The 13,767-nt window shown below is 45.0% G+C and carries 10 protein-coding genes and 1 pseudogene; 9 read left to right on the forward strand and 2 right to left on the reverse strand.

Translation table 11 applies throughout. The features are described from left to right. Positions 1 to 43: 43 nt before the first annotated feature. Positions 44 to 1,552 (reverse strand): leucyl aminopeptidase, encoded by a 1,509-nt coding sequence (gene pepA / locus QTN94_RS06905; RefSeq protein ID WP_138971941.1) that lies wholly within the window; start codon positions 1,550 to 1,552, stop codon positions 44 to 46. Positions 1,553 to 1,743: 191 nt separating this feature from the next. Here pepA and lptF point away from each other — a divergent pair, with 191 nt between their 5' ends. Both lptF and lptG read left to right on the forward strand, forming a co-directional pair. Then, complete coding sequence (gene lptF, locus QTN94_RS06910; protein ID WP_331427267.1) at positions 1,744 to 2,847, forward strand: LPS export ABC transporter permease LptF; 1,104 nt, start codon at positions 1,744 to 1,746, stop codon at positions 2,845 to 2,847. Positions 2,848 to 2,850: 3 nt separating this feature from the next. Beyond that, entirely contained in the window at positions 2,851 to 3,921 is a 1,071-nt protein-coding gene (gene lptG, locus QTN94_RS06915) for an LPS export ABC transporter permease LptG (protein WP_138971942.1), read from the forward strand. Positions 3,922 to 3,968: 47 nt separating this feature from the next. On the opposite strand, the gene mutS is transcribed toward lptG, so the two are convergent. Next, positions 3,969 to 6,533: a DNA mismatch repair protein MutS gene (gene mutS / locus QTN94_RS06920; RefSeq protein ID WP_331427268.1), complete on the reverse strand. Its 2,565-nt coding sequence runs from the start codon at positions 6,531 to 6,533 to the stop codon at positions 3,969 to 3,971. Between the two features lie 85 nt (positions 6,534 to 6,618). Between mutS and QTN94_RS06925 the strand changes: the two genes are divergently transcribed. The 7 genes and pseudogenes from QTN94_RS06925 to alaS all read left to right on the forward strand — a co-directional run bounded on the left by QTN94_RS06925 (position 6,619) and on the right by alaS (position 13,625). Then, positions 6,619 to 7,110, forward strand: a complete 492-nt coding sequence (locus QTN94_RS06925) for a CinA family protein (RefSeq protein WP_331427269.1) — start codon at positions 6,619 to 6,621, stop codon at positions 7,108 to 7,110. Positions 7,111 to 7,300: 190 nt separating this feature from the next. After that, positions 7,301 to 8,347, forward strand: coding sequence for a recombinase RecA (recA, locus tag QTN94_RS06930; protein ID WP_331417758.1), 1,047 nt, complete (start codon positions 7,301 to 7,303; stop codon positions 8,345 to 8,347). 73 nt (positions 8,348 to 8,420) lie between these two features. Next, complete coding sequence (gene recX / locus QTN94_RS06935; protein ID WP_331427270.1) at positions 8,421 to 8,879, forward strand: recombination regulator RecX; 459 nt, start codon at positions 8,421 to 8,423, stop codon at positions 8,877 to 8,879. 459 nt (positions 8,880 to 9,338) lie between these two features. Beyond that, positions 9,339 to 9,758: pseudogene (gene tssD / locus QTN94_RS06940) on the forward strand (type VI secretion system tube protein TssD); the annotation flags it as partial. 3 nt (positions 9,759 to 9,761) lie between these two features. Continuing rightward, positions 9,762 to 10,091, forward strand: coding sequence for a hypothetical protein (locus QTN94_RS06945; protein WP_331427272.1), 330 nt, complete (start codon positions 9,762 to 9,764; stop codon positions 10,089 to 10,091). Then, the gene (locus QTN94_RS06950; protein WP_331427273.1) at positions 10,057 to 10,569 is read left to right on the forward strand and encodes a hypothetical protein; all 513 of its coding nucleotides are present in this window, start codon (positions 10,057 to 10,059) and stop codon (positions 10,567 to 10,569) included. Before QTN94_RS06945 ends, QTN94_RS06950 begins: the two co-directional genes overlap by 35 nt. Positions 10,570 to 11,042: 473 nt before the next feature. Beyond that, entirely contained in the window at positions 11,043 to 13,625 is a 2,583-nt protein-coding gene (alaS, locus tag QTN94_RS06955) for an alanine--tRNA ligase (protein ID WP_331427274.1), read from the forward strand. Positions 13,626 to 13,767 lie beyond the last annotated feature (142 nt).

A 13,767-nucleotide genomic window follows, 5' to 3' on the forward strand; every position in this document is an offset into this window, starting at 1 on the left:
AAAATAAAAAAGGGCCTGTCGGCCCTTTTAAAGATGTTGAGGTTTATTCCTCTGTCTCTTGGCCACTGCGATTAAGCAGGAATTGGACAAGCATCGAGACTGGGCGGCCCGTTGAGCCTTTTGCCGCACCTGACTTCCACGCAGTACCTGCGATATCAATGTGCGCCCAGTGGTACTTCTTCGCGAATTTAGACAAGAAGCAACCCGCAGTAATCGTGCCACCAGGGCGACCACCGATGTTTGCCATATCCGCAAATGGGCTCTTCAATTGCTCATGGTATTCATCAGCCATTGGTAGACGCCATGCACGGTCACTTGCTTGCTCAGAAGCGTTGACTAGCTCGTGAGAAAGAGGGTTATGGTTTGAGATAACACCGCTGATATGGTGACCTAACGCAATCACACAAGCACCGGTTAGAGTTGCAACGTCAACGACACAATCTGGCTCAAAACGTTCAACGTAAGTCAGCGCATCACAAAGAACGAGTCGACCTTCCGCATCGGTGTTTAGCACTTCAACCGTTTGACCGGACATCGTTGTTAGGATGTCACCTGGACGGTATGCATTGCTGCCTGGCATGTTTTCACAACCAGCTAAAACGCCGATAACGTTGATTGGCAGGTTCAGTTTCGCCAATGCCTTCATGGTACCGAATACTGAAGCCGCACCACACATGTCGTACTTCATTTCGTCCATGCCTTCGCCTGGCTTAAGTGAGATACCGCCAGAATCGAAAGTTAGACCTTTACCGACAAGAACGATTGGTTTTGCTTCTGGATCTGGGTTGCCCTTGTATTCCATGATCGACATCATAGATTCATTTTTAGAGCCACGGCCTACTGCTAGGTATGAAGTCATACCCAGTTTTTCCATCTCTTGCTCGCCAATGATTTTAGTCGTAACGCTTTCGTAATCGTCTGCTAGGCGACGTGCTTGCGAAGCTAGGTATGCAGGGTTAGCGATATTGGGTGGCATGTTGCCAAGATCTTTCGACGCTTTAACACCAGAGGCAATCGCTAGACCATGTGCGATCGCTTTTTCACCTAGGTTGAGTTCGCGGCGTGTAGGTACGTTGAATACCAGTTTACGCAGAGGGCGACGTGTTTCTGGTTTGACACTCTTGAATTGATCGAAGGTGTAAAGACCATCTTTCGTTGCTTCTACCGCTTGACGTACTTTCCAGTATGTATCGCGGCCTTTAACGTGCAGTTCCGTCAGGAAGCAGACGGCTTCCATCGAACCCGTCTCGTTAAGTGTGTTGATGGTTTTTTGAATGATCTCTTTGTACTGACGTTCGCCAAGCTCACGTTCTTTACCACAACCAACGAGTAGTACGCGCTCTGATAGCACGCCTGGTACTTGATGAAGTAGGAGCATTTGCCCCGGTTTTCCTTCCAGATCACCACGGCGAAGTAGTGAACTGATATAGCCATCGCTGATTTTATCTAGCTGCTCAGCAACTGGAGAAAGGCGACGTGGCTCGAACACGCCCACAACGATACACGCGCTGCGCTGCTTCTCTGGACTGCCACTTTTTACACTGAACTCCATGCGTACTCCTACATCCTGAAGACAAATAGAACTAAATGTTAGATAATGCCATCTTACTTGTTGATTCCTTACTCGGAACTATCCTTAAATAAGCGCATTAACAGTTAGCCAAAAAATTTAAAAATAAAAGGTTCAACGGGAAATTATAGTGATTCAATTAAAAAAACAAGTTTTGTATAGGTAATTTCAGCGTGATTATTGTTAGATATTTGATCCGCGAGACACTCAAAAGCCAATTAGCGATATTTTTCATCCTGTTTTTAGTGTTCCTCAGCCAAAAACTGATTAAGGTTTTGGCTGATGCTTCGGATGGGGATATCCCCGCGAGTTTGGTCATGCATTATGTTGCTTTGAGCATGCCGTCGATGGGCCTACTGATGTTACCTCTGAGCCTGTTCTTAGGTATTTTGCTGACTTTCGGTCGCTTATATGCGGAAAGTGAAATTACGGTTATGAATGCTACTGGCATTGGTAACAAATTCTTGATCCGTGCGGCTCTGTACCTTGCTGTCATTACCGGAGTTATTGCTGGTTTTAACTCATTTGTCTTTTCACCCTACAGCCAAGACAAATTGGTTCAGCTTCAAGAAGAAGTTGAAGCGGAAAACAGCGTCGATCTGCTTAAAAAAGGTCACTTCCAAGGCACGCCTGACGGTTCATCGGTGGTTTTCATCGATGATATTGATGGCAAACAACTTAAGCATGTTTTTGTCGCGCAGATGAGACCGCGTGACTCTATATTGCCGAGTGTTTCATTCTCGCAATCAGGTGAAGTGAAAGAGCTAAGCGATGGGCGTCAGGTTATTCGCATGTATGATGGTACTCGCTATGAAGGTGTGCCAACGCGAGTGGATTACATGGTGACGAAATTTGATCAATACGAAGGTCTGATTGGTCAACGAGATGTCAAACGTAAAGGGCGAGATTGGGAAGCGATCCCAACGCTAGAATTGATTCAAAATCCAGAACCGAGAGCGCAAGCAGAATTACAGTGGCGTATTTCTCTCGTGGTTTGTATCCCATTACTGACCATGTTGGTCGTACCTCTATCGGCGGTTAACCCTCGTCAGGGTCGTTTTGCCAAAATGGGACCAGCGATATTAATTTATTTAGCGTACTTCCTTTCGATTAGTGCGACCAAATCTGCGCTTGAAGATGGATCTATTCCAGCATTTATTGGTATGTGGCCAATCAATGCTGCACTACTGTTAACTGCAATCGGCATCAACTCGATGGACAGCATTCCTGTTCGCCGCTTTAAAGATAAATTAAGACAAAGAAAGAAGGCAGCGTAAGTCGTGTTTAAAATTCTCGATCTCTATATCGGCAAAACCATCATTGCCACGACCTCTCTAGTGCTGGCTACGTTTGTTGGCCTGTCTGCCATCATCAAATATGTTGAACAGCTGCGTAAAGTTGGCGAAGGTTCTTACGATCTTATTCAAGCACTGTTTTTTGTGCTGTTAAGTATTCCTCGTGATATTGAAATGTTCTTCCCAATGGCGGCACTGTTAGGGGCTCTAATTGGGTTAGGGATGCTGGCTTCAAGCTCAGAACTTGTGGTGATGCAGGCCGCGGGTTTTTCTAAACTTAATATCGGTATGTCCGTGCTTAAAACGGCAGTGCCTCTAATGGTATTGGTGACATTGCTCGGTCAGTGGGGCGCCCCTCAGGCTCAAAAAATGGCACGTGATTTACGAGCTTTTTCTACATCTGGTGGTGCGATCTTATCGGTGCGAACGGGGGTGTGGGCGCGTGATGCCAACGATTTTATCTTTATTGGTAAAGTCGAAGACGACAAAATCTATGGCATGAACATGTGGCGTTTTGATGCAAACAAGCGTCTCGAAAGTGTCGTCCATGCTGCGACGGTAGAGTATGTTTCTGATAATACTTGGACCATGAAGGATGTTGAGCTGACTGAGATGGTGGATGAAGTAGAAATTTCGAAGCAAAGCCTGCCTGAGTACAGTTGGACGACCTCGCTAGCCCCAGATAAGTTAGCGGTTGTAACGGTAAAACCAGAAGAGCTTTCTTTGGGCGGACTTTATGATTATGTCAGTTATCTCAAGGCATCGGAGCAAGACCCTTCACGCTATGAGCTAGCGTTTTGGCGCAAGGTCACTCAGCCGTTTTCTATTGCGGTGATGATGCTGATGGCGCTCTCTTTTATCTTTGGTCCTTTGCGTAGTGTGACTATGGGTGCTCGGATTCTTTCGGGCGTTATTGCCGGATTCACTTTCTATATTTCGAGTGAGTTCTTTGGTCCTCTTAGCTTGGTTTACAACATTCCCCCAGTATTTGGTGCGGTCATGCCAAGCGTGGTATTCCTGACCATCGCATTGATGTTATTGCGTCGAAAACTGTAGTGCGAAACATATTAATAAAGGCAGCCAACTGGCTGCCTTTTTCATACCTAAAGAAGTTTCTTTAATCGATACAGCTCTTCAAGAGCTTGTCTTGGGGTGAGATCGTCTGGATCGATGTTCGCAAGCGCTTGCTCAACTTCGCTTGGCTCTGGGATCAAGCTCAGTTGATTGGCGATGTCGACAGCAGGAGATTGGCTTGGTTTTTCACCGTTGAGGCTGAGTTGTTCGAGCTGAGTGAGTTTCGTGTGAGCATTTTTAATTACGCTCTTCGGTACGCCAGCAAGTCCAGCAACGGCAAGACCATATGACTTACTTGCTGCCCCTTCTTGCACAGCATGCATAAATGCAATGCTGTCACCGTGTTCTACGGCGTCAAGGTGGACGTTCGCCAGATGTGGAATTTGATTCGGCAACTCAGTCAGTTCAAAGTAGTGCGTGGCAAACAAGGTCATTGAACCTAGCTGTTTTGCTAGCCACTCTGCACTGGCCCAAGCCAGAGATAGACCATCGTATGTACTGGTGCCTCGACCAATTTCATCCATCAACACTAGGCTGTTTGCGGTTGCATTGTGAAGAATATTGGCGGTTTCTGTCATTTCAACCATAAAAGTCGATCGTCCTGAAGCCAAATCATCAGATGCACCAATGCGGGTAAAAATACGGTCGATTGAGCCAATTTGTGCAGATTCAGCCGGTACGTAAGAGCCGATATGAGCCAGTAAAGCAATCAAAGCGGTTTGGCGCATATACGTGGATTTACCCCCCATGTTAGGGCCTGTAATAATCAGCATCTTGCGCTTTGAGTTGAGCTCAATCGGGTTGGCGATGAAAGGTTCATCCATTACTTGTTCAACGACAGGGTGACGACCATTCTGAATCTGAATACCCGCCTCTTTTGTTAAGTTAGGGCGGCAATAATCTAAGCTGTCGGCTCGTTCGGCAAGGTTCTGAAGAACGTCAATTTGCGATACTGCTGAGGCGAGATTCTGCATCTGTTCTAGATGAGGTAGCAATAGGTCAAATAACTCTTCCCAAAGTTGTTTCTCGACCGCGAGTGCTTTTGATTTCGAGTTTAAAACCTTGTCTTCATGCTCTTTTAGTTCAGGGATGATGTAGCGCTCGGCATTCTTTAACGTTTGGCGGCGCACATAATGGGGTGGCACAAGGTGACTTTGCCCGCGGCTGACTTGGATGAAGAAACCATGAACATTGTTGTAACCCACCTTTAGGCTGTCAATGCCGTGGCGTTCGCGTTCCTCTTGTTCGAGTTGATCAAGAAACTCGGTTGCACCATCAGCGAGTTTTCGCCATTCGTCGAGTTCCTCGTTGTAGCCAGTCGCAATAACACCACCATCACGAATAACAACGGGTGGATTCTCTTTAATTGCACGTTCGAGCAAGTCACAAACATCGTCCATTGGTGCGGCAAATTGTGCCAGCTTAACCAAATAAGGGTTGGCTAGGCTGCCCATGTTTTCTGCTAACTCTGGTAACTGCTGCATGGCAAATCGGAGACGAGCCATGTCACGAGGTCGTGCACTGCGTAACGCAAGTCGTCCTAAGATACGCTCAATATCCCCGATTTGTTTGAGAACAGGATGGAGTTCAGAATAGACAGCCTGCTCTTTGAGCTCCGTGATAGCGTTGAGACGTTGGTTGAGTGTCTCGATGTCTCGCATTGGCTGGTGTAACCAGCGCTTGAGCATGCGACTGCCCATGGCTGTCGCGGTATGGTCGAGCACTCCCGACAATGTATTGTCTGTACCACCGGCAAGGTTATGGGTGATCTCTAGATTGCGACGTGTCGCTGCATCGAGGATGACTGAGTGATCTTGACGATCAAACGTTAAAGAGCGGATATGTGGCAGTGCGGTACGTTGGGTATCTTTTACGTACTGGATAAGACAGCCCGCAGCACACAAGCCGAGTTTGGCGTGTTCAACACCAAAGCCAACCAGATCTTTGGTACCAAACTGTTGGTTGAGCTGTTGCTTTGCCGTGTCGAGCTCAAACTCCCACACAGGGCGACGGCGGTTACCATTACGGCCGTTCATCAACTGAACAGGTTCAAAGTCCTCGGGGAATAGTAGCTCACGGGGTGCGGTACGTTGCAGCTCTGCGGCCATGGCTTCTTCGGTTTCTGGCTCCATTAACTGGAAGCGTCCAGAGGTAACGTCAAGTGTTGCGTATCCGAATTTACCGTTGTGATGGTAGATGGCAGCGATTAGATTATCTAAACGCTCAGAAAGCAGAGCCTCGTCAGTCACTGTACCCGGAGTGACAATACGCACCACGGCGCGTTCGACGGGACCTTTGCTTGTTGCGGGATCGCCAATCTGTTCACAAATAGCGACGGATTCACCAAGCTGAACGAGTTTTGCTAAGTACCCTTCGACAGCATGAAAGGGCACACCAGCCATAGGAATAGGCTCACCAGCGGATGCTCCACGCTTAGTCAGCGATATGTCTAATAGCTGAGATGCGCGCTTGGCATCATCGTAGAAGAGTTCATAGAAGTCTCCCATTCGATAAAACAGCAAAATATCTGGGTTCTCAGCTTTGAGCTTGAGATATTGCTGCATCATAGGTGTGTGTTTTTGTTCAGCTTTCACGGGCAACGTCTTTCGTTTATTTCTATTGCGGCTTAGGATACGTGAATAGCCATTCTGCGAAAAGATGCAATAGAGGGATTTAGACATGGAATCACAGCAAATTCTGTCACTAAAGTTGGGTGAGCAACTTAACCAACGTGGTTTTGTTCTCACGACAGCAGAATCTTGTACCGGTGGAGCTGTCTCCGCGGCGATTACCGACATAGCCGGAAGTTCAGGTTGGTTTGACCGTGCTTTTATCACCTATAGTAACGAAGCCAAAATGGAGATGCTTGGGGTAAAGGAACAAACACTTGAATCCCATGGCGCTGTCAGTGAACAGACGGTTGAAGAAATGGTAAAAGGTGCGCTGGCCAATTCGAATGCCAACATTGGCGTATCGATCAGTGGTATTGCTGGGCCAGGAGGGGCGACAGAAGGTAAGCCTGTCGGTACAGTCTGTATTGGCTGGGCAGACAAAAGTGGCTGGTTGAAAGTGACGACCTATTACTTTGCTGGCAACCGTTCTCAAGTGCGTCAACAGGCTGTCGAAGTGGCTTTGAAAGTACTGTACGAACAGTTGGAAAGTGACAGCTAATGATTGCTGGAATAATTTAAAGTGATTAAAAATCAGATGGATATCATCAAATTTCAAAAAAAATCCCCACAGCTATGGACACTGTATGAATCAACAGTATAATGGCTTTCATTGATTGCTTAGCAAAAAAGCTGAGCGGAAGAATTTGATTGATATTCATCAGCATTAGATGAGTCATTTGGAGAAAGTGATGGACGAGAACAAACAGAAGGCGCTCGCCGCTGCGCTAGGTCAAATCGAAAAGCAATTCGGTAAAGGTTCGATTATGCGCCTTGGTGACAACCGTGCAATGGACGTAGAAACAATTTCTACTGGCTCACTTTCTTTAGATATCGCTCTTGGTGCTGGTGGTCTGCCTATGGGTCGTATCGTAGAAATCTACGGTCCGGAATCTTCTGGTAAAACAACACTAACTCTTGAGCTAATCGCTGCTGCACAACGTGAAGGTAAAACTTGTGCGTTTATTGATGCGGAGCATGCGCTCGATCCTGTATATGCGAAAAAACTCGGCGTAGATATCGATGCTCTACTTGTTTCTCAGCCTGATACGGGCGAACAAGCACTAGAAATCTGTGATGCGCTAGCGCGTTCAGGTGCTATCGACGTAATGGTAGTGGACTCGGTTGCAGCACTAACACCTAAAGCTGAAATTGAAGGCGAAATGGGTGACAGCCACATGGGTCTACAAGCACGTATGCTTTCTCAAGCAATGCGTAAGCTAACAGGTAACCTAAAGCAGTCTAACTGTATGTGTGTTTTCATCAACCAAATCCGCATGAAGATTGGTGTGATGTTTGGTAACCCTGAGACGACTACTGGCGGTAACGCACTTAAGTTCTACGCTTCTGTACGTCTTGATATTCGCCGTACTGGTTCAATCAAAGAAGGTGACGAAGTTGTCGGTAACGAAACTCGCATTAAAGTGGTTAAGAACAAGATTGCTGCACCATTTAAACAAGCTGAGACGCAAATTCTATACGGTCAAGGCTTCAACCGTGAAGGTGAGCTAATTGATCTAGGTGTGAAGCATAAGCTGATTGAAAAAGCGGGTGCTTGGTACAGCTACAATGGCGACAAGATTGGTCAAGGTAAGGCAAACGCAGGTAAATTCCTACGTGAAAACCCTCAAGCCGCGAAAGAAATTGATACTAAGCTACGTGAAATGCTGCTTTTACCGGCAGAAGAACAGCCTGTTGAAGCTGAATTAGGCCAGATGCCAGAGCAAGAAGAATTTTAATTCTGTTTAAGTGAAATCAAAGCCCTGCGAATGCGGGGCTTTGTTATATCTAGAATTTGAAAATAAGTAAGTTATGTTTCAAAGAAAACCACCCACATTATCGAGTAAAGAAGCGGCTATGCAGTTGCTAAGCCGCCGTGATCATGGTGAGTATGAGCTTTATCAAAAACTGAGCTTAAAAGGCTATGAGGATGAAGCGATTCAAGAGGCCATCAACTTTTGCCTCGATCACAATTATCTTGATGATTTGCGTTATGCCAAAAGTCAGATACGCCAGCATGTTTATAAAGGACATGGCGAAAGAAGGATTCGCCAAGAGTTAAATCAAAAGCGTGTCGCCGAGGCTACGATAGAAAAAGCGATGGAGCAAGAGCCTCAAGATTGGTTTGAATTGGCAAAAGGTGCAGCAGAGAAGAAATTTAAAGGGATTAAAGCCAAAGACGCAAAAGAGTACGCCAAACAAGTCCGATTCCTGCAATATCGTGGTTATAGTTTTGAACAAATTAGCTATGCTTTAAATCATGAGGCGTAAGAAATTTTTTCTAATTCGAGTTCCGGTAAGAATGCCTATCCATAATGTAGCCACTATTGTTCCAGACATACTGAGCCGCTTTTTCACGCGCAATAACACCGTCTCTGAGAATGAACGTTTAAGGCAACCAGACTGCTTTTTCTACTGCTTATTAAAGCCCTATAACTTCCGATAACCGACTGTCAGGTTGTGAGAGTGCTATTGCTCTCGAGGGCTCCCGTTCCTACAGAATAAAGAGCAAAACAGCTTGCTTGATGTAGGAATGCTCCTGAATGCACTGTATCGAATTGACAACATCGTAGCCTACATTTAACCATACGCTTTAAAGGGGAATTGGCCATATTTAGCAAAGGAGTGATGTATGCCGCAACCATGCTATTTAAAGATTATTGGCAAGAACCAAGGTTTCATTACCCACAAAGTAGGTACAGCTGACTCTATCGGGATAGTTTTGTTGAGAATCATCTCGACGAAATTATGGTTCAAAGTGTCAAACACGTTGTTATAACTCCGACAGATATCCAAAGTGGGAAACCTAACAGTAAACGTATTCACGGTGCACTTAAAGTTACATGCGAAATAAACAGTGCTCTGCCATTACTTTATAATGCACTTTGTCAAGGTGAAACATTAGAAACCGTATCTCTTGATTGGTATCGAATGTCCGTAATAGGTAGGCAAGAAAAGTTCTTCAATACAACTCTTACCAATGCTCGATTAAGTAAAATTCAGTTGTTTTTACCTGATTCTAGGGAAACCAAAGCGAAAAGAATTCATCAGCTAGTCAATATATTCTTTAATTATCGAAAAATAGAGTGGACGCATTTGGTGGCAAACACACATGGTTTAGACGATTGGCGAAAACCTGTAGAGGGTTAGATTATGATAAACATTACTGAATGTGAGATAGACTCAGATCGCTTATCCGTCGAAGGAGTAGACACTTTACAGCAGATAATCGATAAAATAGATAATGCAAACCTACTTACAAAAGTCATGGGTGTTATTCCTTTTATAGATATATTTCTGAAAGGGAAACCTCACGAAAAGCTTACGAATATAGCGGCATACGACTGGAAAGAGTTTTCTAGAGTGATGCGGTCTATCCACGCGGTTGAACGCAAAGTAATAGCTAAGTTAGCGTTTGATCAAGCTTTAGAAAGCACAGGAAAAGAACATGAATTTTGGAAGTGCGTTTACAACGCTATGTAGTCTAACGTTTATTTTAATTTGTCCACTAGTTCATGCGACATTGGAGGTTGAACAGCAAATAATTTCAACTGAATCCAAAAATGCCTACAAGATTTTTTTGCAAAAAGTGGATGAATGTTCTGATAAAAAAACTCGAAATATCAATCCATACCCAATTAGCTCTTGGCTAATATCACTACCAAGAAAAAAACAGATATCTACGCTTTCATATCTACATCACTTGGCACAATATAATTGTTCAGCAAAAGAGCAAGCTATCTTAGTTGATTCATTACAAAGAAATAATGAAAAGAAAGTGATTTCAATAATGACAGAAAAAGGTTGGTTAGACGCTCCAGTTTTGAAATATGAAGCTGAGTTCACAGAGAGTGATAAGAGGTCACTACAAATATTAATTGATAAAAACTACCTCCCATTTAACGGGGTTGAGCTTGATTCAATAATTAGAAAGCTAAGACCTGAAATTGATAAAAAATGAAATGTACTAACTCGCCCTGATTAAATCAACACCTCATAGATAGGCTTATGTAGCACTACTCATGAAAGCGAGCTGTGTCTGTAGCTCGTTTCTCATACGTGTTTAATTGTTCAGATATGTTTTACTGTATTCACTTAATAATCAACCGCTGGTTTCATTTCAGACCAGCCCATTACATGTGTTTGTACTATAGATGCGTTAGCCGTGTTATTGGGCTAAAGAAACGACTAAAGACACAAAAAAGTACGCTAAGTAAGTCCGATACCTGCAATTCGTGGTTATAGTTTTGAATAAATTAGCAATGCTCTTAACTCAAAGGATGAGGACAAATCACGAACTAACACCTTAATCTGCGGATTTGTCGCGATTTATCGAATCAGGAGCCTCTTTTCTGCGAGAAAACTAGTCGTAGCGTGAACCATGATCTACAATAGCGCAAAAATTTCACTCGACTATTTTTCAGGAAGAGCTGCATGTACATGAGCACTGATGAGGTTCGTAACGCGTTCCTTAAGTTCTTTGAAAGCAAAGGACACCAAATCGTAGACAGTTCATCGTTGGTTCCACATAACGATCCAACCCTGCTATTCACAAACGCAGGTATGAACCAATTCAAAGATTGCTTCTTAGGCGCAGAAAAGCGTGCCTACACACGAGCAACTACGGCTCAGCGTTGTGTACGTGCGGGTGGTAAACACAACGACCTTGAAAATGTGGGTTTTACAGCTCGTCACCATACTTTCTTTGAAATGCTAGGTAACTTCAGCTTTGGTGATTACTTCAAAGAAGATGCGATTGCGTTTGCATGGGAATTCCTCACTGAGACATTAAAACTGCCTACTGATCGTCTACTGGTAACGGTTTACGAAACAGATGACGAAGCATTCGAAATTTGGAACAAGAAAGTAGGTGTTCCCGCTGATCGTATTATCCGTATCGGCGATAAAGAAGGCGGTAAGCAGTACGAGTCTGATAACTTCTGGACTATGGGTGACACAGGTCCTTGTGGTCCATGTACTGAAATTTTCTACGATCATGGTGAGCACATCTGGGGTGGCCGTCCAGGTACACCTGAAGAAGATGGTGACCGTTTCATCGAGATCTGGAACAACGTATTTATGCAGTTCAACCGTCATGCTGACGGCACGATGGAGCCGCTACCAAAGCCTTCGGTAGACACGGGCATGGGTATCGAGCGTATCTCTGCAATCATGCAAGGCGTCCACTCAAACTACGAAATCGACGTATTCCAAAAACTAATCAAAGCAGCCGCTCAAACCATCGGTTATGAAGATTTGTCTAACCAGTCTCTACGCGTGATTGCTGACCATATCCGTTCTTGTTCATTCTTGATCGTTGATGGTGTCATGCCTTCGAATGAAGGGCGTGGTTATGTCTTGCGTCGTATCATCCGTCGTGCAGTTCGTCACGGTAACAAACTTGGTGCGAAAGGCGTATTCTTCCACAAACTGGTAGGTGTTCTTGCTGAAGTCATGGGCAGTGCTGGTGAAGAGTTGAAGAAACAACAAGCGGTTGTGGAAAAAGTTCTACGTATCGAAGAAGAGAACTTCGGTCGCACGCTAGAGCGTGGTATGGCGATTCTGAATGAAGCGTTAGATAACCTAGAAGGCAAAGTGCTAGACGGTGAAACCGTATTCAAACTTTACGATACTTACGGTTTCCCTGCTGACCTGACAAACGACGTTGCGCGTGAGCGTGATTTCGCTATCGATGAAGAAGGCTTCGAGAAAGCGATGGAAGAGCAGCGTCAGCGTGCTCGCGAAGCCGGTCAGTTCGGTACAGACTACAACGCAACCATCAAAACGGAAGCAGAAACAGAGTTTTGTGGCTACGCTGGTACTCAAGGTGAAAGCACAGTAGTAGAAATTTTTGTTGAAGGCGAAGCGGCTGATACTTTGTCTGCGGGTGACAAAGCCATCATCGTTCTTGGTGAGACTCCGTTCTATGCTGAATCAGGTGGTCAATGTGGTGATGCTGGTCTTGTGAAGACGGAATCGGGTCTATTCAAAGTTGAAGACACACAAAAACTCGGTAATGCGATTGCTCATCATGGGGTCATGGCTGAAGGCGTCCTAGCTAAGGGTGACCAAGTTGAAGCGGTTGTCGATGCAGAGCGTCGTGCAGCGATCTCACTAAACCACTCGGCAACGCACTTACTGCATGCAGCACTAAGACAAGTTCTTGGCGAGCACGTAACGCAGAAAGGTTCTCTCGTTAAGCCTGAAAACCTACGTTTTGACTTCTCTCATCTTGAAGGGGTAACGGGGGCTGAACTTAAAGAAGTTGAGCGTCTAGTCAATGCGCAAGTTCGTCGCAACCACGTTATCGAAACCAATGTCATGGACATCGAATCAGCGAAGCAGAAAGGTGCGATGGCACTCTTCGGCGAGAAGTACGATGATGAAGTTCGCGTGCTATCGATGGGCGAGTTCTCTACTGAGCTTTGTGGTGGTATCCACGCATCGAACACCGGTGATATCGGTCTATTCAAGATCATTTCAGAAGGTGGTATCGCAGCTGGTATTCGTCGTATTGAAGCGGTAACCGGTGAAGCAGCACTTGACGCAATTGAAGCACAACAAGCTAAGTATGAAGAGAAACTGGCTGAATCTGCTTCTAAAGCGAAAACGCTAGAGAAGGAAATCCAGAAGCTGAAAGACAAGATGGCTGCAGCAGAAAGTGCAAACATCATGGGTAAAGCTCAGGAAATTAATGGCGTTAAAGTACTTATTGCTGCAATGGAAGGTGCTGATAGCAAGAACCTACGTACTATGGTTGATGACATCAAAAACCAAATGGGTAGTGGTGTTGTGATGCTTGCAAACATCAGTGATGGCAAGGTTGGTCTAATTGCGGGCGTAACTAAAGATCTGATCGGCAAAGTGAAAGCCGGAGACCTTGTTAAGATGGTTGCAGAACAAGTTGGTGGTAAAGGCGGTGGTCGTCCAGATATGGCTCAAGCGGGCGGTACTGACGTATCTGCGCTACCAAAAGCGATCGAAAGTGTTCAGCCTTGGCTAGAAGAACGCCTATAGACATCGAATATTAAATGATAACGCTCAATCAGTTCTTTGATTGAGCATATTTTTTTTGAGCTAACCAAGTGGTTTAATTAGTCGTCTAAAAGACGGTTAAATAGGCCACTTGGTTTTTGTTATAACTACTGCAAACAATATT

This window comes from Vibrio sp. M250220 (genome assembly GCF_036533795.1).
In the GTDB taxonomy this organism is placed as follows: Bacteria; Pseudomonadota; Gammaproteobacteria; order Enterobacterales; family Vibrionaceae; genus Vibrio.

Excerpts from the sequence above, each read along its gene's own strand:
- recX (WP_331427270.1), top strand. The coding sequence starts at position 8,421 with ATGTTTCAAAGAAAACCACCCACATTATCGAGTAAAGAAGCGGCTATG.
- QTN94_RS06945 (WP_331427272.1), top strand. The coding sequence starts at position 9,762 with ATGATAAACATTACTGAATGTGAGATAGACTCAGATCGCTTATCCGTC.
- QTN94_RS06925 (WP_331427269.1), top strand. The coding sequence starts at position 6,619 with ATGGAATCACAGCAAATTCTGTCACTAAAGTTGGGTGAGCAACTTAAC.
- pepA (WP_138971941.1), bottom strand. The coding sequence starts at position 1,552 with ATGGAGTTCAGTGTAAAAAGTGGCAGTCCAGAGAAGCAGCGCAGCGCG.
- recA (WP_331417758.1), top strand. The coding sequence starts at position 7,301 with ATGGACGAGAACAAACAGAAGGCGCTCGCCGCTGCGCTAGGTCAAATC.
- QTN94_RS06950 (WP_331427273.1), top strand. The coding sequence starts at position 10,057 with ATGAATTTTGGAAGTGCGTTTACAACGCTATGTAGTCTAACGTTTATT.
- alaS (WP_331427274.1), top strand. The coding sequence starts at position 11,043 with ATGTACATGAGCACTGATGAGGTTCGTAACGCGTTCCTTAAGTTCTTT.